Consider the following 23445-nt stretch of genomic DNA (forward strand, 5'->3'; position numbering starts at 1 on the left):
GTCAGATGCGCCGACTCGGCACCACTAGTTGGGTAGGGCGTTGAACCGGTGCGCGAGCACGACGATGTTGCTGTCGTAGCTCGACCCGTTCCAGTCGGTGCAGGTGATGATCACCAGCCGGCCGTCGCCGTGGTCCTGGCCGAAGATGCGCTGGGCCTGCTCGGCCAGCTCGTTGCGGCTGAGCACCTCGACGGAGTCGACCTGGTGCTGGAAGGTCCCGTCCTTGGTGACGATGTCGACCTCCTGCCCCTTCTCGATGTGGTCGAGCTTGTTGAGGCTGCCGCCACCGGTGTGCACGGTGTGGCCGGTGACCACGGTCTGACCCTGCGCCGACCCCGGCTTGGCGCTGCCGACCCACCAGCCGATCTCGCGCGGGTTGCGCGGCGGGTCGAGCACCTCGCCCTTGAGACGGATCGGGACGACCCTCGCCTTCGTGTTCAGCCCCGGCAGCTCGAGGCGCTGCGGGGCGCCGGGCGGCACCTCCACCGCGGCGCTGCCGCTGGGCCACAACAGCCCCGCCACCACCATCGCGACGGCGAGCACGACCAGCGCGGTCCACAGGCCGCCCGCCGCCGCGGCGAGCCGCGGCGGCGAGTCAGCGGTCGAGGTCCGGTCAGCCACGCCGCAGCATGCGGACGTACGTCGCCACACCGGCGCCCGCGGCCGCGAGCAGGAGCAGGCTGACGAGGGCGATGCGCCCGGCGCTGCCGTCGTCGTAGCTCTCCACACCGGCGGTCACGACGGTCGGGACCGAAGCCGGCGGGTTGTCGGCCTTGGGCGGGTTGTTGACGACCGTCTTCGGAGCCGGGCTGTTCGGGCCACAGCTGCTGGTGCCGATGGTCAGGTGGGCCAGGCTGCCTCCGACGAACGCCTTGGCTGCCGGGAGGACCTTCGCATCGAGCGCGGTCACCGTGATCGCGCCCGGGGAGGTGTGCTGGGCGTTGAGGGTGATGTCGAGGACGTTCTCCTCCAGGGGTGCGAGCTGAGACTCGATCTGGCCGAGGGCCGTATCGAGCACCTGCGCCTGAAGCTGGTCGAGCGCATCGTTGGCCGGGGCCAAGGCGCCCTGCAGGGCGCTGGTGAACTGAGTGCGCAGAGCGTCCAGGATAGTGTCGGTCACGCCGGTCAGGTCGGTGACGACCTTCTGGTTCACGTCCGGGTCGACCGGAAGGTCGACCAAGGTGACGTCGCCGACGGTCGGGATGGTGACGTACGCCCGGCTGTTCGCCAGGCTGCTGTCGCCGGAGGCGGTGTCCTTGTCGGCGGTGCAGCTGCTCTGTACGGCGCCGAGGTCGAGATGCAGGCCGGGGTTGCCCAGTGGCGCGAGGATTTGCTTGAGCGCTGCCGTCAGCGGATCGGTGACGGCGGTCTGGCTCAGTCCCGCATCTTCCAGCGCTGCGATCAGCTGCTTGTCGACGCCCTGGAACAGACCGGAGGAGACGAGCTCGACCTCGGAGAAGTCGAGGCTGCCCGCGTCGAGCGTGATGTTGTCGCCGCCGCTGAGGCAGTCGCCGGACCCGGCCGCGACCAGGGTCGCGCCGTCGCCGGCGACACCCGAGCAGGCTGCCGAGGTGGCGTTGCGGTTGGCGACCGCGTCCTGGGCCAGCGTGCCGACGTGGATCGCGTCCTGGCCGCCGAGCGCGGTGATGAGCGGCTCGTTGGTGCCTTCGGCGGACTCGGTGGAGCCGTCATTGGTGACGGCATAGGTGCCGGTGTCCCTCGCTCCGGTGCCGGCGAGCTCGAGGCTCAGCGCGGTGGCGGATGCCTGCGACACCGTGGCGGCGCTGGCAGGCGCGGCTGACAAGGCAACCATGGCAGCTGCGGCCGCCACCGCGGCTCCCCGCGCGATGAGTGTTGTGCGCACGTGACTCTTCCTCCCTTTGACCTTCGTCACACTCAACGGAGGAGGAGCCCCGTACGTTACGGGCTGGGGTATCGCTTCTGAGCTGCGGAATCCGGGTGTCGCGTCAGCTGTCGCAGACCGTGCCGTCCTTGTCGCCGTCGCGGTACCACGCGTACTCGGCATCGCGACCCTTCCGGTAGGGCCCGTAGCCCTTTGCGATCGCCTTGGCGCAGGTGTCGAAGCGGGGGTCCTCATCCGAGCCGCCCGCAGGAGCGACGCTCTGGTCCGGGTCGTCCTCCGCCGGCCCCGCCTGGGCCAGCCGCACCGTGATCTCGGGATCGTCGCAGCCCGCGGCGACGTCCTCGATCGCGGCCTTCTCCGCACGGTCGACGTAGAGACTCCAACGGATCTTCACCGCGACCCAGTCGGCGACGTACGTGCAGTGGTAGCTGGTGGCGTCGGGCATCCAGTCGGCCGGGTCCTGATCGCCCTTGCTGCGGTTGGTCGCGGCGGTGACGGCGATGAGGGCACGCGGGTCACCGAGGTCGTTGGCGTACGCCTCCCGCTGCTCGTCGGTCCAGGCGTCGGCGCCCGACTCCCAGCTCTCCTTGAGCGGGACCATGTGGTCGATGTCGAGGCCGCCGGGGCGCTTGAGGGTGACGCCGTCGTACGCGGAGAGCCAGACGCCCGTGGTGGCCTCGCACCTGCCGCGCGCCTTCTTCCGCGACTCCTCGAGGAGCACCTCGGTGCGGGCGTCCTGGCAGTCGCCGTCGGCGTCGACCCAGTGGTTGAACTTCTCCCGCTCGTAGCCGGAGGTGACCTCCTCGGCGACGGGAAGCTTCGCGACGGCTTCGCTCAGCGGCAGGCTGACCTCCTCGCCGCTGCCTGCTCCGTATCCGGCTTGGACGGCGGTGTCGGGTCCGGCGACCTCGGCGCAGCCGGAGCAGAGGAGGACGACGGCGAGCAGGGTCGCCAGAGGGCGCAGCATGGAGTGACTCCAGAGAGATGGGGGAAGAGCTCTGGGGAGCATCGGGGGCGGCCCAACTCTGGCGGATCCCGCGACAGGCGGCACGCAGGCGCGCCGCTCGGAACATGCCCTTGCCGGTAAATGAAGCGCATCCCGGGCCACGGCGGGGAGCCGTGGCCCGGGATGCGGGTGCTGCAGGTTCTACAACGGTCCTACAGGGGTGTCCTGATCAGCGGATCAGGCGTGCGCGCGGCGCAGCAGGAACCACCGGGTGGCGGCAGCGGCGGCGACGAGCAGCACGAGCGCGCCGGCGGCGAACCCGCCCTTGGCGGCCGGGGACGAGAGCAGGTTGAGCTCGGCGTTGGCCGGGGCGTTGTCCGGCTTGGCCTGGATGCTGGTGTCCGGGTCGGACTTGTCGCCGGAGACGACGACGTCGACGTTCTTCTTGTCACCGCTGGCCGCAGCCTTCTCCTCGGAGGCGGTGAGGCCGTTGGTGCCGCAGGTGCTGGTGCCGATGGCGACGGCGGCCGCGGTCGGGGCGCCGACCTGCTTCACGGCGTCGAGCACCTTGATGTCCAGGGCGGACACCTCGAGCGACTTGGCGGTCTTGTCCTGCTTGTTCAGGGTGAGCTTGACCAGGTCGGTCTCGATGCCCTTGAGCAGCACGGCGAGCTGCTCCTTGATGTGCTCGATCAGGTCGATGCGGATCGAGACGTCGAGGACGCCCGGCGCGATCTTGCTCTTCAGGCCGGACTGGAGCAGCGTGTCGACGCGGCCGAGGACGGCGTCGGTCACCGGCGAGAGGTCGGGGACGACCGTGGTGTTCTTCTTCGGGTTCGTCGGCAGGTCCGCGACCTTGATGTCACCCTTGCCGGGGACGTTGACGGTGACGGCGGCGTTCTTGAGCTGGGTCTTGCCCTTGAAGTCGCTGCCCTGCGCCAGGCAGGTGCTCTCCGCGGCGTCGAGGTTGACGCCGACCGAGAGGCCGCCGACCTTGGTGAGCACGCCGGAGACGACGGTCTGGACCAGGTCGTTGACCGGGCCGAGCTTCACGTGGACGGACTTGCTCTCGTCGTTGAGCACGTAGTCGGTGGTGGCGCCCAGCTTCTGCAGGTTGAGCTCGGCGAGGTTGACCTTGACGGCCTCGCCCGGCTTGACGCAGCTGGAGCCGTCGCCGATCGCGACCAGGGTCGCACCCTCGCCGGCCAGGGCCGAGCAGGCGCCGGAGTAGGCGGCGCCGTTCTTGAGGGCAGCGGCCGCGTCCTGGGCGAACACGCCGACGGAGAGCAGCTGCTGCTCGCCCTTCAGGAGCGGGAGGGCCGGCTTGTTGGTGCCGGAGTTGACGGTCTTCTTGCCGTTGTAGGTGGCGGTGTAGCGGCCGGTGTCGACCTTGACCTTGTCAGACACGTTGACGGTCAGGGCGACCGAGGATGCCTTGGCCTGGGGCTTCTCCGCCGACGCAGCAGTCGCCGGGGCCGCGGTCACGGAAAGACCGATCATCGCGGTTGCCGCAACGAGGGCGGCTCCGCGGACCGAGAGTGGGGAGCGCAAGTGACTTCTCCAATGGTGTTGATAACTGTCGATGACAGGGCACGACGAGTAGAAGTCAGCCTCTGCAGCCCCCCGGTTGCTGTGACTCGCCGTGACGAAGCGGGGAGTTTAGCCACCTCGGATCGCGGGTGCATAGGCGTACGCGGCGGCCGGATGACCTGCGAAATCAGCCGTAACTTTCACGGCAACACCTCGTCCCGGAGCACCTGCCGGGGCCTCCTGTGGATCTTCGTCGTGATCGACACCCGAACGTCTGAGAGGCCTGGGCAAGTTGTGGTCGTCACGTAGCGCTCTCGGGTTCGTGAACAATGTGTTGTAGGCATCTCCACAAGCCGGTCCGATGCGCGATTGCTCACGGTTTCGAAGTGGATTTGTTAGGGTAACCTAACTAAAACCTTGCCCACTTTCTGACAGTGTGTCAGTATCTTTCCCGGAACGCCGATCGTTGCCGCCCGACCTGACTGGAGCACACATGTCCGCCCTCCTCGTCGACGAGACACCCGACGCTCCGCTCTCCGCGCTGATGCGCGAAGGCTCCCGGATCCAGCACACCGCCGCCGAGAGCTCCTCCTTCATGGAGGAGCTGCTGGCCGGCCGGATCAACGAGCAGGGGTACGCCGACTACCTGCTGCGTCTGCGCAAGGTCTACGTCGCGCTCGAGTCGGTGGGCCGAGACCTCGCCGCCACGGACGCCGTGGCCCGGGCTGTCCATGACGTCGCCCTGGAGCGTCTGGCCGCGATCGATGCCGACCTGGCGGTGTGGGCGCCCGGTGTCGACGGCGACGCGGTGGAGTCGGAGGCGGCCGATGCGTACGCCGCTCGGATCGAGGCCACCCGCGCCTGGGGCGGTCTCTACGCCGCCCACCACTACACGCGCTACCTCGGCGACCTCTCCGGTGGCCAGGCGATCGGCCGGCTGCTCGACCGGTTCTTCGAGCTCGACGGCGAGGGGGTGGCGTTCTACGAGTTCGCCGAGATCCCCAAGCCGAAGCCCTACAAGGACGGCTACCGCGCCCGCCTCGACGCGCTGGACCTCGACCCGGCGGAGAAGATCCGCATCGTCGAGGAGGTCCAGGTCGCCTTCGGCCTCAACCAGGCGCTCTTCGAGGAGCTCGCCGGTCGCCTCGACGACTATCGCAGGTGAACTAGGGTTCGTTCTCGTGCCCCGTATCGCCGCCGAGAACGTTCCCGAGCACCGCAGACTGGTGCGCGCACGGATCTTCGAGGCGTTCGCGGAGCTGATGGCCGAGAGCAGCTATGAGGCCATCAGCATGTCGAAGCTCGCTCAGCGCGCCGACATCGGACGCACCGCGATCTACCACCACTTCAAGGACCGGGACGCGGTGATGGTGGCGTTCGCGACGCACGAGACCTCCGAGTACGTCGCGGCCCTGCAGGCCCAGCTCGCCGCGAGCGAGGACCCGGCGGAGCGGCTGCGGATCTACGTACGCAACCACCTCACCCTCGGCGAGAAGTTCCACATGGGCTTCGGCCCGCAGGTCTACGGAGGGCTTCCCGAGGAGGCCCGCCAGGAGGTCCGCGAGCACATCGTCGCCGTCGAGCAGGTCCTCGCCGAGATCCTCGGGCAGGGCGCCGAGCAGGGCGTCTTCGTGGTCACCGACGTCGATGCCACCCTCGCCCTCGTCCATGCCGTCCTCGGCACCCGCCACCTCCCGGCCGAGCGGGTCGAGGAGTTCGTCCTCCGCGCCGTCGGGGTGCAGTGATGCGGGAGGCTGGGCTCCTTGCTGAAAGAAGAGTTTCTTTCAGCGGTCGGGACCTCTGCTGACGCGACCACCCGCCTGCTCTCGCTCCGGCTCGCCCCGAATGTTGTGAGTTGTCACATGGGGTATGTATCTACCTGGGTAGAACGGGTTACCGTTGTTGGTGCCGACGGGGCTGTCGGGGTGACTTCTGCCGTATGGCTTTCCCGGGTCGTGACGACCGGAGAAGGTTGTGGAGAGTGACACCGCGATGGGTGCCATCGGTGCCGTGGCCTCGGTCTGGAACCGGGGTCGCGGTCTAACTTGCGAGCGGGGCGTCTTGGCTGTGGGGGCTCACGACACATGGGGAAGCACCGAGTCGCTCCTGTTCGATGACGGTCGACGGCCCGGCGGTGGTTGTCCGGGCGCGTAACGCTCGGTCGAGAGCTGGTCGGCGGAGACCCATTCGGTCGACCAGTCCGTCGGCGTCGTCATCCGTACGATCTGAGCCCACCACACGTACTTGCCGAACTGGTCGGCCGGCGAGTGTGCCCAGGCCAGGAGGAACACCGGGTCACCTTCGCTGCCCGGCGAGGGCGACATGTGCCGCCAGCAGTGCCGTGCTTCTGGGCGAGGCACGATGATCGGCGGCTCGAGGCGGGGCGGCTTCGAGGATCCTGGAGCACGGGTCATGAATCGATCATATGTTCGATTCTCTCCGGCGGATTCTCCAGGTGGGCCGGTGGTGCGATCCGCTGGCGGACTCAGCGCCGCGACGACTGCTCCTGAAGCGTCCCTGGAACCAGCCCTGAAATGAAAGCGGCCCCTCACCTGTCATCCAGGTCAGGGGTCGATCTCCTGTACGCCATGTAGGACTTGAACCTACAACCCGCTGAGAGCAAACCGCCCCGCGGCCGGTGTCCGGATCCCTATTTGCGTCGCCGTGGTCGTTCGGTGGCACCTGTCGATTCTTGTGGTCGTTTGTGTGCCCGTTTGTGTGCCCGTCAGACGTTTTGCTTCTACCTCAGGTGAGGTACGTCGATCCGAGTTCGGCTGACCGCGCTGGCCAGGCACACCTAGCGTCCTGCGTGCGGGTCAGCCATCCCAATCGTGAGGGCCGCAATACGAGTGCGGCTCTGACGTGGCAGCGCCTGTGGGCCCCCCTCCGTTGGGTTGGCGGGGAGGGGCTCGACTTACACCGGGGGGAGACGGGAGGACCAGCCCATGACCTTCGGCGTGCTCCTCGGCGGGATCTTCGACGGAATCAAGCCGTTCGTGCCGATCCTCGTCCCGATCATTCTGCTCATCACGATCTTGTCGTTCCCTCTCCCTGGCCGGGGACCGGGCTTCCAGCGCCGCGATCCATGGCGGAGTTTCAAGTTCGCGGCACGCCGAGTCGTGATGACCTCTGCAGGAAACCGCTGCGAGAGCCCGTTGTTCCTTGCATGGGGACGATGCATCAAGCCTGCCGAGGAAGTCGACCACATCTATCCGTGGTCGAAAGGGGGCGCCACGATCGTCAGCAACGGCCAAGCCCTCTGCAAGAGCCACAACCGCTCCAAGTCCAACCGGACTCCACCGTGGTGGTACGTCCTGTCACTCGAACGGCGACGCCGGAAGTACTACCCCACGGGCGTCGCGGTCCGAGTGTCAGCAGCGATGGTCACCTCAGACAGTGCCGGCGGCAGAACCTCGAGGGGTGGTGCAGGTCGAAGGGTCTGACTCACCAACATGGGGTGGAGTTAAATTCGCCGGGTGGCTAGACCCGACCAGCGGCGCGGTGAGCGTTCGTCGGGAATGTGCATAGGACGGCGGTCGCGTCATCGTGGCGCTTGCCGCGAAACTTCCCGGTGCCGCTTTCGTCAACAGTGCGAACGTGTCCGATCAGTTCCCGAAATCCTATTGGCCGACCGGTACGTCGGGCAGGACCTTTCCGTGCCTGTCTTCCCGAACGCTGTTGGCACCTGGCGTGACCGGAGCAATGTGGGCCGCGATATCCGGAAGGTGCGGGGGAAGGTGTTCGGTTGGCTCACCTCGCACACGGCCCGGAAGACGGTGGCAACCGTGCTGGACGAGCGCGGGATGACGGCACGGCAGATCGCCGACCAGCTCGGCCACGCGCGGCCCTCGATGACCCAGGACGTCTACATGGGCCGCAAGGTCACTAACGCCGCTGTCGACCACCTCGACAGCCTGATTCCGAAGACACGAAAAAACACGGGGGAGGAGGACGACAATCCCGGCCAGAAAGCGAGCTAATCGGGGCTTTGTGTGCCCGATTGTGTGCCCGGGTTAGAAAACAAAGAACCGGCTCTCACCTGAACGTGCAGGTGAGAGCCGGTTTTCGATGTACGCCATGTAGGACTTGAACCTACAACCCGCTGATTAAGAGTCAGCTGCTCTACCAATTGAGCTAATGGCGCATGTCGTTTCGCGCGTCAGGCGCGCTTGGCGACGAGAAGAACAGTAGCAGCGGGCTCGGATACGGCCCAAATCGAGGAGGGGGTCAGCGGAGCTCCAGGACGGCTTGGGCGGCGTTGTGGCCGCCGAGGCCGGAGACGGCGCCGCCGCGGCGGGCGCCGGAGCCGCACATCAGGATGCTGCTTACCTCGGTGGCGACGCCCCAGCGGGCGGCGGGAGTGGTCAGATCGGAGTCGTCGGGGGCCCAGGGCCACGCGAGGTCGCCGTGGAAGATGTGGCCGCCGGGCATGGCCAGGTCGGCCTCGATCTCCTGGGGGATCTTGGCCTCGATGCACGGCTCGCCGTCGGCAGTCCGCGCGACGACGGAAGAGATCGGATCGAGCAGGTGCCGGTCGAGGGAGGCGATGGCGCGCTCGACCGCCTGGGCCTTGCGCTCCTGGCGCGTGGCCGGGTCCTCGAAGAGGGTCGCGGGAGCGTGCAGACCGAAGTAGGTCAGGGTCTGGGTGCCGGGCGGCACGTCGCCGAGGATGGACGGGTCGGTCAGCGAGTGGCAGTAGACCTCGCCCGGCATCTCGGTCGGCACCGAGCCGGCGGCCGCCTCGGCGTACGCCTTCTCGAGCTCCGTGTAGGACTCGCCGAGGTGGAGGGTGCCGGCGAAGGCGACCTTCGGGTCCTCGCCGGAGCGCAGCCGGGGGAGGCGCTCGAGGAGCATGTTGATCTTGAGCTGGGCGCCCACCGGCTTGGTCGCCGGGGAGGGGGTGCGGCCGAGGAGGCCGTCGAGGACGTACGGAGCCAGGCCGGAGAGCACGTAGCCGGCAGCCACCGTGTGGGAGCCGGACGAATCGGTCCAGGTGACCTCGGCGCCCTCGCCGGCAGCGCCGCCGCGGATCGAGGTGACGGTCGCGCCGGTGAGGATCTGCGCCCCACCTGCGTACGCCGCCTTGGCGATCGCTCCGGTGACTGCGCCCATGCCGCCGATCGGGACCCGCCACTCGCCGGTCCCGTTGCCGATCAGGTGGTAGAGGAAGCAGCGGTTCTGGATCAGGCTCGCCTCGCCGAGGCCGGCGAAGGTGCCGATCAGGGCGTCGGTGGCGACCACGCCGCGGACCAGATCGTTGGCGAAGCGGCGCTCGATCGCCTCCCCGAGCGGTCGCTCGACGACGTCACGCCAGATCGGGGCACCCACCTCCGAGCGGATCGCGGCGCCGGTGGGAAGCGGGGAGGTGAGGGTGGGCGCGACGACCCGGGCGAGGTCGGAGACCTCGTCGTAGAACGCCTGCCACGCGGCGTACTCCTCGTCCGACCCGGTCACCGCGCGGAAGCTCGCCGCGGTGGCCTCGCCCTCGGGCGTCTCCACGAGGAGGCCGGTGGCGCGCGAGCCGTCGAGGAAGGGGGAGTACGACGCGGTCTGCCGCGAGGCGAGCTCGATGTCGAGCCCGAGGTCGGTGCGGATCTGCTCGGGGAGGAGCGAGACCAGGTAGGAGTAGCGGGAGAGCCGGGTCGGGAAGCCGTCGAACGCCTGCGCCGAGATCGCCGCGCCGCCGACATGGTCGAGCCGCTCGAGCACCAGGACCGAGAGGCCCTCCCGGCTCAGATAGGCTGCGGCGGTGAGGCCGTTGTGACCGCCGCCGGCCACCACTACGTCGTACTTCTGCTGTGCCATGGCCCGATCTTAGGAGGCGGCCAGAGCGGCGTTGGCCCGTTCGGTGAGGGTGGCCAGGACGCGCGCGGTCACGGCCAGGTCCTCGGCCGGGATGTCGGAGAAGAACGCCCTGGTCAGCGGCTGGGTGCGTGCGGTGATCTGCTGCTGGAGAGCTTCGCCCTCCGTGGTCAGGGTGAGGCCGTCGGCGATCAGGCCGCGAGCGATCGTGGCGTCGAGGTGGGACTCGACCTCGGCCGCGGAGACCTTGATGTTGTCGGCCGTCGCGGCGACCAGGTCGGCACGCGCGACATCGCCCTGGCGCAGGTAGTTGAGCAGGAGCGACTGCTCGAAGGTCAGGTCGTAGTCGTCCAGCACGTCAAGGAGGTTCTTGCGCACGGCGAAGTAGGCGACGCCCAGGTTGGCGCCGGTCAGCACGGGGGCGGTGGTGGTCATGATCGTTCTCCAGGTGTGGGATCGGTATCGAGGGGAGCGGTGAGCATCGCCTCGAGCGCTGCTTGTGCCTCGGCCGCACGACGGCTGTCGCGGCCGCCGAGCGGTGCGGTGAGCTGGTCGAGCAGTCGGCCGGTCACCGCGATCGCCTCGCGGGTCACCTCGGTGCCCTCGGGCGTGATGACGAGGCGTACGGCTCGGGTGTCCCGGGTGTCGCGGACGCGCTCGATCCAGCCCCTGGTCTCGAGCTGGCGGGCCAGCTTGGAGACGTACATCGGCTCGAGGCCGGTGAGGTCGGCCAGTTGCTTCTGGGTCGGGGCCTCCGCGGCGCTGAGGCCGTGCAGGGAGGCGATGAGCGAGTACTGCGCATGGGTGAGGCCCAGGGGCGCGAGCGCTCTGTCCATCGACACCCGCAGACGCATGGCGAGGCGCCACGCGACGTATCCGATCGTCTGCTTCTTCATGGAAGAAACCGTACATGTTGATCATAAACATGTATAGCAATTAACGGTGTCGGTGGTGCCTGGCAGGATCGGAGGCATGGCTGAGCGTCCCGAGGTTCCCGAGGAGATGGTGGCGCGGCTGAGGGAGATCCTCACCGCGTTCCCGAAGTGCCTCGAGGACGACGCCTGGGTGGGAGTGCGCTGGCGGGTCGGCCAGGCGACGATCGCGCACGTCTTCGGCGGCGAGGACCAGCTCTTCCGGATCGTGTTCCGGGGTGAGCCCGACGAGGTGGTGGCCTTCGAGCACCTCGGTCCGCCCTACTTCAAGGCCGGCTGGGGCGGCAACGTGGTCGGGATGATCCTCGACGACGACACCGACTGGGACGAGGTCGCCGAGCTCTTGACCGACTCCTACTGCATCCAGGCCCCGGCGAAGCTGGCCGGTCTCGTCGAGCGCCCGGCGGTGGGCGCGGAGTAGGGTCCGCCCGGGCGTACAAGGGGCCGCAGGGTCGGCGTACGCCCGATCGACAAGCTTTCGCTGGTCACGCCCTGGTTTCTCGTGGCACCGGTGATCTTGGCGCTCTCCCGCCAGGTCGGACTGTGGAAATAGTCTCGAAGAGTTGGACCAGTATTGGGACCTTCGACCCTAGGCCGAATGCTTGGACTCGGGCATGTTGCCATGGTAAATCAGGGGGAACAATTTCCTTTCCGAAGCAACAAATTTCATAAGGAGTGCGTGTGCGTCGTGTGGCCATGCTGATCCTCGGGGGAGCCGTCGCGGCGGCCGGGGTCGGTTGCGGTTCGGACAGTTCCATCGACAACGGGTTCTACAGCAACAACCATGGCGAGAACCCCGCGATGGAGAAGAAGGTGATCACCGTCGACAGCACCGAGAGGATCGAGCAGAACCAGCAGCTCGGGTTGACGGCTGAGGGAACCATCAAGGGCGAGGCACCCGGAATCCTGTTGAGGGTGATCGTGCAGGACGTCTTCGAGACGTCCTTCACGGACGGCACCGAGACCCCGCCGGGGTCGCGTGTGATGGCCGTCGAGATCCAGATCGTCAACGCCGGCTCGAGGGTCTTCAACGACTCCCCGGCCACCGGCACGACGGTCGTCGACGCCTCGGGCAAGAAGTACAAGAGCCAGCCCGGCCCGGTGACGGTCGACGGCGGCGAGGTGTTCCCGAACCCGTTCGGGCTGCAGCCGCGGGACCAGCGGACGGCCCTGGTGCCGTTCGTCGTCCCGGTCGGAGTGAACATCAAGCAGGTCGGGTTCCAGATCGACAAGGGCGGCGAGAGCGGCCTGTGGCGGGTCCCGTAGCCCAGAAACACTAAATCTGGATCAGTACCAACCTCCAGGCAACCTTCTGGCGGCATTACGCGTCACCATCTCTGTGGTGATGAGACGATGGTTCGTCTCGGACGTAATGCTGTGTGGTCAACAGGAGGTGTGGTGCGGGTCCGGGTCCTGGGTGCCGTCGAGCTGATCTGTGACGACGGCACGGTGCAGAGACTGTCGCGTACGCGGCGGACTCTGCTTGCCCTGCTCGCGGCCGCCCGTGGAGCGCCGGTCACCTCGGACCTCCTGGTCGACGAGCTGTGGAGAGGTTCACCCCCGCCAACGGGGGTGAACCTGCTTCACCAGCGTGTCCGCGACCTGCGCCGGGCGCTCGGCGAGGATCGCCGTCACCTGGAGAGCCGGGCCAACGGCTACGCCCTGGTCGGCGCGGACATCGACCAGGCCCGCTTCGAGGACCTGGTCGAGCAGGGCCGAACCTCGGCCGAGGCCGGGGACCACGAGCGGGCCAGCATGCTCTTCGACGCCGCGCTGGGGCTGTGGACCGGAGGCGCCTACGGCGCGGTCGGTGATTCGCCGATGATCGCGACCGAGGCCGCCCGGCTCGACGAGCTGCGCCTGGTCGCCGTCGAGTCCCGTGCCGCCGCCGACCTGGCGCTCGGCAGACAGGCCGCGGTCGTCGCCGACCTGGGGCCGGTCGTCCGGGCCAACCCGCTCCGCGAGGGCCTGTGGCTGCTGCTGATGACGGCGCTGTGGCATTCCGGCCGCACGGCCGAGGCCCTGGACGCCTACCAGCGTCTGTTCCGGGTCCTGCGGGACGAGCTCGGGGTCGAGCCGTCCAAGGACGTACGCGACCTGCAGCTGCGGATCATCGAGGGAGACGATCCCGAGCCCGCGCCCGCGCGGACGTACGAGGAGATCGTGCCGATCGTGCCGCGCCAGCTGCCGCCGGTCGTCGCCGCCTTCGCCGGTCGCGAGGACCATCTGACGATGCTCGACGAGCTGGTGGAGAAGCGGACGGTCGACGAGGGCGCCCGGGCCGTCGTGATCTCGGCGATCGCGGGCACCGCGGGGATCGGCAAGACGACGCTGGCGCTCTACTGGGCGCACCGGACCGCACCCAGCTTCCCCGACGGCCAGGTGTTCGTGAACCTGCGCGGCTTCGACCCGAGCGACGCGCTCGACCCCCTGGACGCGCTGGGGGTGTTGCTCGAGGCGTTCGGGGTGGAGCGCTCGCGCCAGCCCCAGGACATCGACGGCCGGGCGGGGCTGCTGCGCAGCAAGCTCGCCGGCAAGCGGGTGCTCCTCGTGCTCGACAATGCCCGCGACAGCGAGCAGGTCCGCAGCCTGATCCCCGGCAGCCCGGGATGCGTGACCCTGGTGACCAGCCGCAACAGGCTCTCCGGCCTGGTCGCGGAGGCCGGGGCGAGACCGATGGAGCTGGGCCTGCTCGACGATGCCGAGGCCTATGAGCTGCTGGTCGGGCGGCTCGGCAAGGAGCGTCTCCTGGCCGAGCCGGAGGCGGTCGAGCGGATCATCGAGCTGTGCGCGTCGCTGCCGCTGACGCTGTCGGTCGTGGCCGCCCGGGCGGCGATCCGACCGGCCTACTCCCTGGCCGACCTGGTCGAGGAGCTCGGCGAGTCCCGCCTGGACGGGTTCGGTGGCGGGCGGGGTGACCTGCGGGCGACCTTCTCGTGGTCGGTCCGGCACCTGTCCGACGCCGCGGCCCGGCTGTTCCGGCAGATCGGTCTGCACCCCGGGCCGACCTTCACCGTGCTGGCCGCGGCCAGCCTGGCCGGGATCTCCAGGGTGCGGGCCCGGCGCCTGCTCGACGAGCTCACCGAGGCCAACCTGCTGACCGAGTGCGCCCCCGGCCGGTTCACGCTGCACGACCTGCTCCGCGAGTACGCCGCCGACCTCGCCACCGGCGAGCCCGAGGAGGCCCGCGAGGCGGCCGAGCTGCGGATGATCGACCATTACGTCTTCAGCGCCCGGGCGGTGCACAGCGCCTACGACCCGCACCAGCGCCACCTCGAGGCGCTGGAGCCGATGCGCGACGGGGTCACTCCCGAGGTCGTCGGCGACAGCGTCGAGGCGCTGGCCTGGATCGGCACCCAGCTGCCGGTGATCTCCCGGGTGATCGACGTCGCCGTCGACCGGGGGATCGCGCCCGATCGGATCGTGCTGCTCGTCGGCGCGCTCGAGCGTCTGCTCGACCTCCAGGGGCGCTGGATCGAGCTCGCCGCCCTGGCCGAGGCGGCGCTCCCTGGTGTGCGCCGCAGCGTCTCCCGCGGCGGCGACCCCGCCGGGCTCGGCGTCATGCACCGCGCGGCCGGGGCGGCCTGCGGGCGGCTGGGCCGGGTCCAGGACGCCCTCGACCACCTCGGCCGGGCCCTGGACCTGGCGATGGACTCCGCCGACCTGGTGGGGGAGGGAAAGACCCTGCACCGGCTGGCCACCGTGGCCACCGCCTCCGGCGACCATGCCGGGGCGGCTGCGTACGCGGCTCGGGCGGCGGAGGTCTTCGCGCGCGCGGGCGACCCGATCCGGGCAGCCTGGACGACCGGGCGGCTGGGTCTCTACGAGGCCCTCGACGGGGCGTACGAGGCCGGGCTCCGGCACTGCGAGGCGGCGCTCGCCGAGCTGCGCCGGGTGGCACCCGGCTACCGCAGCGAGGGCAACGTCATCGCCACCATCGGCTGGATCCACCAGCAGCTCGGCTCCGTCGACGAGGCCGCCGGTCACTTCGAGGAGGCCGTGACCAAGCTCCGTGCCGCCGGTGACCTGCCCGGCCTGGCCGACGCGCTCGGCCACCTGGCCGACGCCCGCGCCGCCCTCGGCAAGGACGAGGACGCCCGCTGCGCGAGGGTCGAGTCCGCCTCGATCCTCGCGCAGCTGGGCTGAGCCGGCCTAGACGGTCGGCAGCTGGTAGTCGGCGTACTCCTCGCGCAGGGTCTTCTTGGAGAACTTGCCCACCGAGGTCTTGGGCACCTCGTCGATGAAGACCACGTCGTCGGGCACCTGCCACTTGCCCAGGTTGTCGGCGAGGTAGCCGAGCAGCTCCTCCTTGGTCACCGACTCACCGTCCTTGACCACCGCGAAGGCCAGCGGCCGTTCGCCCCACTTCGGGTGCGGCACCGCGACGACGGCCGCCTCGGCGATGCTGGGGTGGCCCATGATGAGGTTCTCGATCGCGACGGTCGAGATCCACTCGCCACCCGACTTCACCAGGTCCTTGGTGCGGTCGACGATGCGTACGTAGCCCAGCGGTTCGATCGCGGCGATGTCACCGGTGCGCAGCCAGCCGTCGGGGGAGAAGGAGGTCGGTGCGTCGACCTTGTAGTAGCCCGACGCGATCCACGGGCCGCGGGCCTCGAGCTCGCCGGTCGTCTCGCCGTCCCAGGGGAGCTCGTCGGTGGTGCCGGGCTCCACGATGCGGAGCTCGACGCCGACGGCCGGGATGCCCGGCGACGTACGGAAGTCGGCCTTCTCCTCCTCGGAGAGGTCGGCGATCTCGGCGCGTTCGTTGAACACGCTGCCGAGCGGCGACATCTCGGTCATGCCCCAGGCCTGCGTGATCGGCAGGCCGATCGCCTCGCGCCAGGCCTCCGAGAGCGACTTCGGCACCGCCGAGCCGCCGCAGATGACCACCCGCAGCGAGGAGAGGTCGGCGTCCTTCAGCAGCGGCACCATACCCATCCAGATCGTGGGTACGCCGGCGGCGATCGTCACCTTCTCGGCCTCGAGGAGCTTGATGATGCCGGCGGGCGAGAGGTCGGGCCCGGGCAGGATCAGGTTGGCACCGGCGAGCAGGGAGGAGTGGGCGAAGCCCCAGCCGTTGGCGTGAAAGAAGGGCACCACGGGGAGCACGCGGTCGCGGTCGTTGGTGCCGAAGAGGGTGCCGGACAGCGAGGCCAGCGCGTGCAGGTACTGCGAGCGGTGGGTGTAGACGACGCCCTTCGGGTTGCCGGTGGTGCCGGAGGTGTAGCAGATACCGGCAGCGGTGCGCTCGTCGGTGACCCGGCCGTCGATCACCGCCTCCTCGGCGTCGGCCATCAGCTCCTCGTAGGAGACGACCCGCGGGTCGTCCGGCAGCGGTGTCGGCGCCCCGTCGTCCATCACGACGACGTGCTTGAGCGTGGTCAGCTGGGGAAGGAGCGGGGCCAGCAGGCCGAGCAGCGACCGGTCGACGAAGACGGCCTCGTCCTCGGCGTGGTTGAACGTGTAGACGAGCTGCTCGGGGAAGTAGCGGATGTTGCCGGTGTGCAGCACCCGGCCGGTGCAGGGGACGGAGTAGTAGAGCGCGAGATGGCGCAGCGTGTTCCACGCGAAGCTCGCCACCCGGCCGTCCGCGGAGATGCCGAGCCGATCGAGCACCCCGGCCTGCTTGCGGACCTCCACAGCCAGGTCCTTGAACGTGTGGTGCTCCAGACCGGTTGCGGTCTTGGTGACGATCTCCCGCGTCGGGAAGACGCGCTCGGCGCGCCGGATGATCGTGTCGATGGTCAGCGGTGCGTCCTGGATCAGTCCTTGCATGCTGCACATCGTGACCCAACGTGGCGCGCGTCACAACGAGTTCCCGCCAACTTTCTTCACGGGCGATGCCGACGACCAGGTAGCGCCTCGGGTGCCCAGCGGTCAGAATCGAGTGCGTGAGCACTCTCTTCGTCGCGGCCGGTGGTGGGGGTGATGCGCTCGGCGTGCTCCTGGCACGTCGGATCCTCGAGCCCGAGGTGCCCCACGGCGACGTGCTCGTCTCGACCTGTGCCTGGGAGCGGCTCCGCATCGACCCGGTGCCCGGCCCGCGCTCGCGGGGAGACTTCGTCGGGCTCCGCCTGGTCGACGGCGTCCGTGCGGAGATATCGACCACGACGGACACCCTCCCTCCGGGGCGGTCCGTCCTGCCTCGGCTTGCCGGTGACGTGGACGCGCGCCTGTTCCTGCACGACCTCGCCGACGGTGCGGTCGGCCTCGCCCGGCAGCTCCGGCATCTTGCCCGGGCCCTCGGCGCCGACTCGCTCACGGTCGTCGACGTCGGCGGCGACGTGGTCGCTCGCGGAGGCGAGCCCGGCCTGCTCAGCCCGTTGGCCGACTCGCTCACCCTGGCCGCGGCGCTGCGCAGCGACCTTCCCGTACGGCTCGCCGTCGTCGGCCCCGGGGTGGACGGGGAGCTCCCCGCTGAGCAGGTGATCGGTATCCTCGGCGGGCTGGGCGCGGCCCGGGCCGGAACGCTGGGAGCCGCGGACGTGGACGAGGTCGGCGAATCGCTCGGCTGGCATCCCACCGAGGCGACGACGCTGGCCGCGGCGGCCGCGCGCGGCCTTCGCGGCGCGGTGGAGATGAGACGGGGTCAGACGCCCGTTCCGGTGAGCGAGGTGAGTGCGACCGTGTGGCGCCTCGATGCCGTCGAGACGCACGACTTCCCGCTCGCCGAGGCGCTGATCGACACCCGCTCCCTGGGAAGCGCCGAGACGATCATCCGCGGCATCACGGTCGACGAGCTCGACTACGAGCGGCGACGGGCGCGGGAACGCCGGGAGATCCCGCCGCGGACGGTGACCGCCGCCGACATCGCGAACGCGAGCCTCGCCCGAGGTGCCTCGCACATCACCACCCGCCGCCTCCTGGAGGCGACGAGCGGGGACGTACTCAGCTATGAGTCGGCACGCTTCGAGGGGCTCGGGCTGTGGGCCCTGGATGCTCTCGCCCGGGGTTGAGCCGGGCGGTGTCGGGTCGGGTCGCGTGACGCGGCTCAGACGACAGCCTCGGAGGTGGTGAGGGCCAGGGCAGGGGTGGAGGCGGCACGGGGCCAGACCTCGGCGAGGATCTCGACCCCGCGACGGACGAGATCGGGGCGCGGTGTGATCGCCAGCCGCAGATGACGCTCGTAGGCGCCGTCGACCCCGAACCGCGGCCCGGCGGTGACGAGCAGCCCGTGGGGCCGGGCGGCCAGGGTGAGCTGGGAGCTGACCGGCGCGGGCAGGCCGACCCAGGCGGAGAGGCCGCCGTCGATGCGCGGCGGCAGCTCCCAGTCGGGAAGGTGCTCGCGCATCGCGTGGTAGAGCGCGGCGCGGCCGGCGGCGAGCTGGGCGGCGCGCTCCTCGAGGATCTCGGGAAGGTGCCGGAACAGGATCGTGGTGACCAGCTGCTCCCAGATCGGGGTGCCGAGGTCGGTGGCCGAGCGCCCGCTGGCGATCTGGGTCAGCAGCACCGGGTCGGCGCGGATCCAGCCGACCCGCAGCCCGCCCCACAGCATCTTGCTCGCCGAGCCGATGTGGACGACCCGGGCCTGGTGCTCGCCGGCCATCGCGGCCAGCGGCGGGAACGTGTGGCGGCGGTCGATGTCCAGCTCGGCGGTGGTGTCGTCGGCCACCAGGAGCGTGTCGACCTTCGCCGCCGCATGCAGCAGCCGGAGCCGGTCCTCGGTCGACATCGAGCGAGACGTCGGGTTGTGGAAGTCGGGCATGACGTACGCCATCACGGGGGTGGTCCGGGCGATGGCCGCCTCCATCGCGGGCATGTCCCAGCCGGCGTCGGTGGTCACCGGGCTGGTGATGATCCGGGCTCCGGCGAGGCTCAGGGCGTCGTACGCATTGGGGTAGGAGGGGCTCTCGGCGTAGGCCCGGTCGCCGCGGCTGATCACGGTGCGGGCGAGCAGCGCGATCGCGCTCTGGCCGCCGGTGGTCACCATGATTTGGTCGGGATCGGTCGGCAGGCCACGGGCGGTGTAGCGGGCCGCGATCTCCGCGCGGAGCTCCTCGATGCCCCACAGCGTGTAGCCGGGGCCGGTCATGTGGTCGGCCAGTCGCCGGGTCGCCTCGACCGCGGCCTCCGGGAGCCGCCGGGTGGCCGGCAGGGTGGCCCTGACCAGATCGATCTCACCGCCCTCGGCGAACGAGTCGGGTGCGGTGGGCGGGAGCTTGGTGGTCGTGCCGGATCCCTGGACGCTGAGCGCGTAGCCGTGCTCCCGCAGGCGGCGGTAGGCGGCCGTGATCGTGGTGCGGCTCAGCGTCAGCCGCTCGGAGAGCTCGCGCTCGGACGGGAGGCGCACGTCGGCGGAGAGCCGGCCGTCGATCAGCAGCAGCTGGATCCGTTCGGCCAGGTTCTCGTACGCCGGGCCCTCTCCTTGCCACTGACCGAGCAGGCCGGCGAGTGCAGTGGCACCGATTCTTCCGCGAGGCATGAGGCCACCTTACCGGGATTGGCTTCTTTACCTTCGATTGGACCCGTGATTGGCTTTGCAATCGTGAAGGATCTCTCTGTGAAGTCGCTCTCCTGGTTGATAACTGGACTCTTCCTCTACGGCATCGCTGTCGCCATGCTCGTGCAGGGCTCGCTGGGCCTGGCGCCCTGGAACACGCTGGCATCGGGACTCGTCGAGATCACCGGGATCTCCTTCGGGATGATGACCAACCTGATCGGGCTCGTCGTCCTGCTGCTCTGGATCCCGCTGCGACAGCGCCCGGGCGTGGGCACCGTCCTGAACGTCCTGCTCGTCGGCACCTCGGCGGAGATCGGCCTCTGGCTGCTTCCGCAGCCCTCCGATCTGCTGGCCCAGGTCGCGCTCTTCACCGGCGGCCTGCTCCTGCTGGCCGCGGCGACGGGCATCTACATCGCGCCCGGCCTCGGCCCGGGTCCGCGCGACGGACTGATGACCGGTCTGCACGAGCGGACCGGCGCCCCGGTCTGGATCTGCCGTGCGGGTGTCGAGATCACCGTGCTGGCGGTCGGCTGGCTCCTCGGCGGGATGGTCGGGATCGGCACCGTCGCCGAGGCCCTGCTCATCGGTCCGATGGTGCACCGCACCCTGCCGTTCTTCCGGACCCTGTACGCCGGGCGGGCGGCCGCTGCGGTGGTCGCTGCCGAAACACGCGCGGGGGCATGATTTAACCCACACAAAATTCCGGTGGCGCCCCCGACAGGATTCGAACCTGTGACCGTCGGATTAGAAGGCCGATGCTCTATCCAGCTGAGCTACGGAGGCGTGGCCTGTGTGAGCACCCCGCTGGAAGGGGGTTTGCGCAGGCCGCGCACGATCTTACCGGTGCCCGTATCCCTCGTGTGCATCGGAATCCGAAACGCTGGCCGGAGTGTTACCAAGGTGTGGGGGGTATTTGGGTGCACTGTCCCCGCACTGTCGACGTGAGTGTCCGATTGGCGGACCACGAGGGTTCGAGACTGGACGCGATCATCGGTAAGGTCCCCGGACATGACTATGGAGTCCATGTGCACCTCGTGCGGTGCAGCCGTCACCGGTATGCGCTTCTGCACAGGTTGTGGGACCCCCGTCAGAAGCGCTCATCAGCCGCCGTCGCAGGGTGCACCGGAGCCGGTCGCACCCCCGCGACTGCCGCAGCGGGGTGCCGATCCTGAGCAGGGTGGTCTGTCGTTGCCGAGGCGTGGTCAGGGAGCTGCCACGCCCGAGGCCGACACAGAGGCGGCCCCGTTGCCGCTCGAGCAGGTCAGGCGTACGCCGGGGGCCTCGATGGCGCCGCAGCTGAGCATGACCGCGCCCAGCGGTGAGCAGCCGGCCTTCGGTGGTGGCATGGCCCCGCCGCCCGCAGGCTCGGACGGTGGTGGCCTGTTCGGGCTGGCGGCGCGTACGCCGAAGTTCGAGCCGGAGCTCGCCTCCCAGTCGCAGTCGCTCTTCCTGCCCAAGCGCAAGCGCGCCGCGGAAGAGCCCGCCCCGGCTCCTGCCCCGGAGCCGCAGCCGGAGCCGCAGCCGGAGCCCGAGGCACCGGCGGCCGCGCCGGCGCCGCTCCCGGACCTGCCGACGCGGCCGGCTGCACACGAGCGCTCACCCGAGCCACCCGCGCCGACGCCCGCGCCGCAGATGCCGGAGCCTCAGGCGCCGCCGACCCCGGAGCCCGTGGCCGCCCCTCCGCTGCCCGAGCGTCCGGCGGCGGCGTACCAGCAGAGCGCGGAGCACCGGTCCTTCGCCGAGCCCGCGCCGCAGTTCGGCGGCCCGGACCCTGACGCGACCCACGAGGCGATGCCGCCGGTCGAGCGACGTCAGCCCGAGCCGTTCCGCCCGGACGAGACGCAGGTCGCGATGAGCCCTCGGTTCGACGCCCTCGACGAGGAGGAGACCAGCGGGGGCACCCGTCCGCGTGACGAGTTCGAGCAGTTCGCGCCGCCGCAGTTCGACGCCCCGGCGCCCGAGTCCCGCTACGACGACGGCCAGCCCGATCTCGCCCGGCCCGACCAGGGCCAGGCCCCGTCCTACGGCGACCCTGCCTACGCCCCGCTCGCGCCGCAGCTCGAGCCGGACCAGGCCCAGGCCTCGTGGTCCCAGGGCTACGACCAGCCCTACGACCAGCCCTACGACCAGCCCTACGACCAGCCCTATGAGCAGCCCTACGACCAGCCGTACGACCAGGGCTTCGACCAGGGGTACGAGCAGCCCTACGGGCAGCCGCAGGACAAGGCCCAGGACGAGTTCGCCCAGCCGTACGGTGACCCCTACGCCCACAACGCCTACACCGACGCCACCCTCGTCGGGCAGCCGCCGGTCGGAGGCGGGCCCAACACCCCGGCGCCGCCGCCGATGGCGCCGCAGGGCTACGACCCGTACGGGAACGCCTACGACGCCCGCTACGAGCCGCAGCGCGGTCAAGGGGGTCAGGGCAAGGGACCTGGTGGTCTCGACCTGAAGCGCTGGGGCCTGATCGTCCTCGCGCTGGCCGTCGTGGTCGCGATCATCGCCTTCGTCATCGGCCTGATCAACAACAACGACGACGCCAACGCCGAGACCGGCACCACCCAGGGAGCGACCACGGCCGAGGGCGGTGCCGCGGCCGAGGCCAAGAAGATCGACGACCTCATCAAGACCTCGGCCAAGGACAAGGAGGCCATCGGGGCCGCCCAGGCCGATCTCGAGGCCTGCGAGAACATCGACGAGGCGATCCAGACCTTCCAGGACGCCGCGGCCTCCCGCGAGGAGCTGGCTGCGAAGGTCGCCAAGATCGACACCGCCGTCCTCCCGGGGTCGCGCAAGCTCGTCAAGAACCTCGAGTCCGCGTGGATGACCTCGCAGAACGCCGACCTGGCCTTCGCCGCCTGGGGCGAGAAGCGCAAGGTCAACGACGACGGCGAGTGCATCGGCGGCAAGCGCAAGCTGGAGAAGGCGACCACGCTCAGCCTGGCCAGCCACGACCCGAAGAAGGCGGCCGCCAAGGCGTGGGGCCCGATCGCCGAGGAGTACGGCCTCGAGCCCGTCGAGTGGACGAAGCTCTGAGTTAGCTGAGCTGGGCTGAGCCGATTCGGGCTCAGCGGGAGCGGAGGTACGCCGCCATCGCCCGTTTGATGGCGGCGGCCGTCCGCGCCTGGAACCGGTCGGACTTCAGCAGGCGCGCGTCCTCGGCGTTGCGCATGTTGCCCGTCTCCAGCAGCACCTGCGGCACCGTGGTGAGGTTGAGGCCGGCCAGGTCGTCGCGCTCCACGAACCCGCCTGCGCCCAGGTAGGAGGCCAGGGGCATCCCGGTCTTCCGCATCTCGGTGCGGAGCAGCCGGGCGTAGCGGCGCGAGGGCTGGACGACCTCGTCGTTGGTGCCCGACGGCACCGGGATCAGCAGCGAGTAGCCCCGCTCGGACGCGGCCGCCCCGTCGGCGTGGATGTCGATCGCGACGTCGGCCTTCGCGTCGTTGATGATCTTCGCGCGCTCGTCGATGCACGGCCCGACCCCGTCGTTGCTGTCGCGGGTCATGACCACCTTCGCGCCCGACTCGCGCAGGTCGGCGGCGAGCTTCGTGGCCACGGCCCAGGTGAAGTCGGTCTCGGGGTAGCCGTCGTCGGTCGCGGTGCCGGTCGTGTTGCACGGGCTCTGCGAGCGCCCGTTCCACACCGGCTCGTTGATCACCTCGGGTGCGTCCGCGTTGCCGCCGTTGTGACCCGGGTCGATCCCGACCACGGTGCCGTCGAAGACGTCGTGGGGGACCGGCGAGGCCGATGCCGAGGCGCTCGGCGTCGCCGACGAGGCGGGCTGCTGTCGTGGCGTACGCCCTGGGCTGCAGGCGGTCAGGGCCGATGCCAGGGCGAGGCAGCCGGCCACCGCGGCCGCCGACCGAGGCACCTCGGTGAGCAGTCGCTGCCCTCGTGGAACTCCACGAAGGAAGCGCCGCTCCACCGA

At 69.9% G+C, this 23445-nt stretch carries 21 protein-coding genes and 2 tRNA genes; 10 read left to right on the forward strand and 13 right to left on the reverse strand.

Going from position 1 to position 23445, the window contains the following annotated elements; genetic code table 11:
• Window positions 1-24 precede the first annotated feature (24 nt).
• The 4 genes from ACZ6WN_RS06265 to ACZ6WN_RS06280 all read right to left on the reverse strand — a co-directional run bounded on the left by ACZ6WN_RS06265 (window position 25) and on the right by ACZ6WN_RS06280 (window position 4310).
• Window positions 25-621 (reverse strand): class F sortase, encoded by a 597-nt coding sequence (locus ACZ6WN_RS06265; protein ID WP_465863402.1) that lies wholly within the window; start codon window positions 619-621, stop codon window positions 25-27.
• Window positions 614-1864 (reverse strand): hypothetical protein, encoded by a 1251-nt coding sequence (locus ACZ6WN_RS06270; RefSeq protein ID WP_465863403.1) that lies wholly within the window; start codon window positions 1862-1864, stop codon window positions 614-616. The genes ACZ6WN_RS06265 and ACZ6WN_RS06270 overlap by 8 nt, the downstream gene beginning before the upstream one ends.
• A gap of 103 nt (window positions 1865-1967) precedes the next feature.
• Window positions 1968-2831, reverse strand: a complete 864-nt coding sequence (locus tag ACZ6WN_RS06275) for a GmrSD restriction endonuclease domain-containing protein (protein ID WP_465863405.1) — start codon at window positions 2829-2831, stop codon at window positions 1968-1970.
• A gap of 216 nt (window positions 2832-3047) precedes the next feature.
• Window positions 3048-4310 (reverse strand): hypothetical protein, encoded by a 1263-nt coding sequence (locus tag ACZ6WN_RS06280; RefSeq protein ID WP_465863407.1) that lies wholly within the window; start codon window positions 4308-4310, stop codon window positions 3048-3050.
• A gap of 523 nt (window positions 4311-4833) precedes the next feature.
• Here ACZ6WN_RS06280 and ACZ6WN_RS06285 point away from each other — a divergent pair.
• Both ACZ6WN_RS06285 and ACZ6WN_RS06290 read left to right on the forward strand, forming a co-directional pair.
• Window positions 4834-5505 (forward strand): biliverdin-producing heme oxygenase, encoded by a 672-nt coding sequence (locus ACZ6WN_RS06285; RefSeq protein ID WP_465863409.1) that lies wholly within the window; start codon window positions 4834-4836, stop codon window positions 5503-5505.
• A 16-nt stretch (window positions 5506-5521) separates the two neighbouring features.
• Entirely contained in the window at window positions 5522-6085 is a 564-nt protein-coding gene (locus ACZ6WN_RS06290) for a TetR/AcrR family transcriptional regulator (protein WP_465863410.1), read from the forward strand.
• A 330-nt stretch (window positions 6086-6415) separates the two neighbouring features.
• Here the strand turns inward: ACZ6WN_RS06290 and ACZ6WN_RS06295 are convergent, their stop codons facing one another.
• Window positions 6416-6754: a hypothetical protein gene (locus ACZ6WN_RS06295; RefSeq protein WP_465863412.1), complete on the reverse strand. Its 339-nt coding sequence runs from the start codon at window positions 6752-6754 to the stop codon at window positions 6416-6418.
• Window positions 6755-7285: 531 nt separating this feature from the next.
• On the opposite strand from ACZ6WN_RS06295, the gene ACZ6WN_RS06300 reads away from it, so the two are divergent.
• Complete coding sequence (locus tag ACZ6WN_RS06300) at window positions 7286-7783, forward strand: HNH endonuclease (RefSeq protein ID WP_465863413.1); 498 nt, start codon at window positions 7286-7288, stop codon at window positions 7781-7783.
• Between the two features lie 213 nt (window positions 7784-7996).
• Complete coding sequence (locus tag ACZ6WN_RS06305; protein ID WP_465863415.1) at window positions 7997-8320, forward strand: tyrosine-type recombinase/integrase; 324 nt, start codon at window positions 7997-7999, stop codon at window positions 8318-8320.
• Between the two features lie 91 nt (window positions 8321-8411).
• Here ACZ6WN_RS06305 and ACZ6WN_RS06310 read toward each other — a convergent pair.
• The 4 genes from ACZ6WN_RS06310 to ACZ6WN_RS06325 form a co-directional block, all read right to left on the reverse strand.
• Window positions 8412-8484 (reverse strand) — tRNA-Lys (locus ACZ6WN_RS06310).
• Window positions 8485-8567: 83 nt separating this feature from the next.
• Entirely contained in the window at window positions 8568-10145 is a 1578-nt protein-coding gene (locus tag ACZ6WN_RS06315; RefSeq protein WP_465863417.1) for a phytoene desaturase family protein, read from the reverse strand.
• A gap of 9 nt (window positions 10146-10154) precedes the next feature.
• Window positions 10155-10577: a hypothetical protein gene (locus ACZ6WN_RS06320; RefSeq protein WP_465863418.1), complete on the reverse strand. Its 423-nt coding sequence runs from the start codon at window positions 10575-10577 to the stop codon at window positions 10155-10157.
• Window positions 10574-11038: a MarR family winged helix-turn-helix transcriptional regulator gene (locus ACZ6WN_RS06325; protein WP_465863420.1), complete on the reverse strand. Its 465-nt coding sequence runs from the start codon at window positions 11036-11038 to the stop codon at window positions 10574-10576. The genes ACZ6WN_RS06320 and ACZ6WN_RS06325 overlap by 4 nt, the downstream gene beginning before the upstream one ends.
• Window positions 11039-11114: 76 nt before the next feature.
• Between ACZ6WN_RS06325 and ACZ6WN_RS06330 the strand changes: the two genes are divergently transcribed.
• From ACZ6WN_RS06330 to ACZ6WN_RS06340, 3 genes are all read left to right on the forward strand, one after another.
• Window positions 11115-11495, forward strand: coding sequence for an MmcQ/YjbR family DNA-binding protein (locus ACZ6WN_RS06330; RefSeq protein WP_465863422.1), 381 nt, complete (start codon window positions 11115-11117; stop codon window positions 11493-11495).
• A gap of 260 nt (window positions 11496-11755) precedes the next feature.
• Window positions 11756-12340 (forward strand): hypothetical protein, encoded by a 585-nt coding sequence (locus ACZ6WN_RS06335; RefSeq protein WP_465863423.1) that lies wholly within the window; start codon window positions 11756-11758, stop codon window positions 12338-12340.
• Window positions 12341-12472: 132 nt separating this feature from the next.
• Window positions 12473-15220 carry an AfsR/SARP family transcriptional regulator gene (locus tag ACZ6WN_RS06340; protein WP_465863424.1) on the forward strand — a complete coding sequence of 916 codons (2748 nt, stop codon included), beginning with the start codon at window positions 12473-12475 and terminating at the stop codon, window positions 15218-15220.
• Between the two features lie 6 nt (window positions 15221-15226).
• Here ACZ6WN_RS06340 and ACZ6WN_RS06345 read toward each other — a convergent pair whose 3' ends face one another.
• Window positions 15227-16852: a long-chain fatty acid--CoA ligase gene (locus ACZ6WN_RS06345; protein ID WP_465863425.1), complete on the reverse strand. Its 1626-nt coding sequence runs from the start codon at window positions 16850-16852 to the stop codon at window positions 15227-15229.
• 116 nt (window positions 16853-16968) lie between these two features.
• On the opposite strand from ACZ6WN_RS06345, the gene ACZ6WN_RS06350 reads away from it, so the two are divergent.
• Window positions 16969-18033 carry a DUF1152 domain-containing protein gene (locus ACZ6WN_RS06350; protein ID WP_465863427.1) on the forward strand — a complete coding sequence of 355 codons (1065 nt, stop codon included), beginning with the start codon at window positions 16969-16971 and terminating at the stop codon, window positions 18031-18033.
• Window positions 18034-18068: 35 nt separating this feature from the next.
• Here the strand turns inward: ACZ6WN_RS06350 and yczR are convergent, their stop codons facing one another.
• On the reverse strand, window positions 18069-19499 hold the full coding sequence (yczR, locus tag ACZ6WN_RS06355; protein WP_465863429.1) for a MocR-like transcription factor YczR: 1431 nt from the start codon (window positions 19497-19499) through the stop codon (window positions 18069-18071).
• Window positions 19500-19577: 78 nt separating this feature from the next.
• On the opposite strand from yczR, the gene yczE reads away from it, so the two are divergent.
• Window positions 19578-20201 (forward strand): membrane protein YczE, encoded by a 624-nt coding sequence (gene yczE / locus ACZ6WN_RS06360; protein ID WP_465863430.1) that lies wholly within the window; start codon window positions 19578-19580, stop codon window positions 20199-20201.
• Window positions 20202-20223: 22 nt separating this feature from the next.
• Here the strand turns inward: yczE and ACZ6WN_RS06365 are convergent.
• Window positions 20224-20300: transfer RNA gene (locus ACZ6WN_RS06365), tRNA-Arg, on the reverse strand.
• 462 nt (window positions 20301-20762) lie between these two features.
• On the opposite strand from ACZ6WN_RS06365, the gene ACZ6WN_RS06370 reads away from it, so the two are divergent.
• On the forward strand, window positions 20763-22553 hold the full coding sequence (locus ACZ6WN_RS06370; RefSeq protein WP_465863432.1) for a hypothetical protein: 1791 nt from the start codon (window positions 20763-20765) through the stop codon (window positions 22551-22553).
• Between the two features lie 31 nt (window positions 22554-22584).
• Here ACZ6WN_RS06370 and ACZ6WN_RS06375 read toward each other — a convergent pair whose 3' ends face one another.
• Window positions 22585-23388, reverse strand: coding sequence for an N-acetylmuramoyl-L-alanine amidase (locus tag ACZ6WN_RS06375; protein WP_465863434.1), 804 nt, complete (start codon window positions 23386-23388; stop codon window positions 22585-22587).
• Window positions 23389-23445 lie beyond the last annotated feature (57 nt).

This window comes from Nocardioides sp. NPDC054178 (assembly GCF_055585005.1).

Bases quoted from the DNA above. Each gene is read 5' to 3' on its own strand.
- ACZ6WN_RS06325 (WP_465863420.1), bottom strand. From the start codon at position 11,038: ATGAAGAAGCAGACGATCGGATACGTCGCGTGGCGCCTCGCCATGCGT.
- ACZ6WN_RS06295 (WP_465863412.1), bottom strand. From the start codon at position 6,754: ATGACCCGTGCTCCAGGATCCTCGAAGCCGCCCCGCCTCGAGCCGCCG.
- ACZ6WN_RS06280 (WP_465863407.1), bottom strand. From the start codon at position 4,310: ATGATCGGTCTTTCCGTGACCGCGGCCCCGGCGACTGCTGCGTCGGCG.
- ACZ6WN_RS06330 (WP_465863422.1), top strand. From the start codon at position 11,115: ATGGCTGAGCGTCCCGAGGTTCCCGAGGAGATGGTGGCGCGGCTGAGG.
- ACZ6WN_RS06345 (WP_465863425.1), bottom strand. From the start codon at position 16,852: ATGCAAGGACTGATCCAGGACGCACCGCTGACCATCGACACGATCATC.
- ACZ6WN_RS06275 (WP_465863405.1), bottom strand. From the start codon at position 2,831: ATGCTGCGCCCTCTGGCGACCCTGCTCGCCGTCGTCCTCCTCTGCTCC.
- ACZ6WN_RS06300 (WP_465863413.1), top strand. From the start codon at position 7,286: ATGACCTTCGGCGTGCTCCTCGGCGGGATCTTCGACGGAATCAAGCCG.
- ACZ6WN_RS06285 (WP_465863409.1), top strand. From the start codon at position 4,834: ATGTCCGCCCTCCTCGTCGACGAGACACCCGACGCTCCGCTCTCCGCG.
- ACZ6WN_RS06315 (WP_465863417.1), bottom strand. From the start codon at position 10,145: ATGGCACAGCAGAAGTACGACGTAGTGGTGGCCGGCGGCGGTCACAAC.
- ACZ6WN_RS06320 (WP_465863418.1), bottom strand. From the start codon at position 10,577: ATGACCACCACCGCCCCCGTGCTGACCGGCGCCAACCTGGGCGTCGCC.
- yczR (WP_465863429.1), bottom strand. From the start codon at position 19,499: ATGCCTCGCGGAAGAATCGGTGCCACTGCACTCGCCGGCCTGCTCGGT.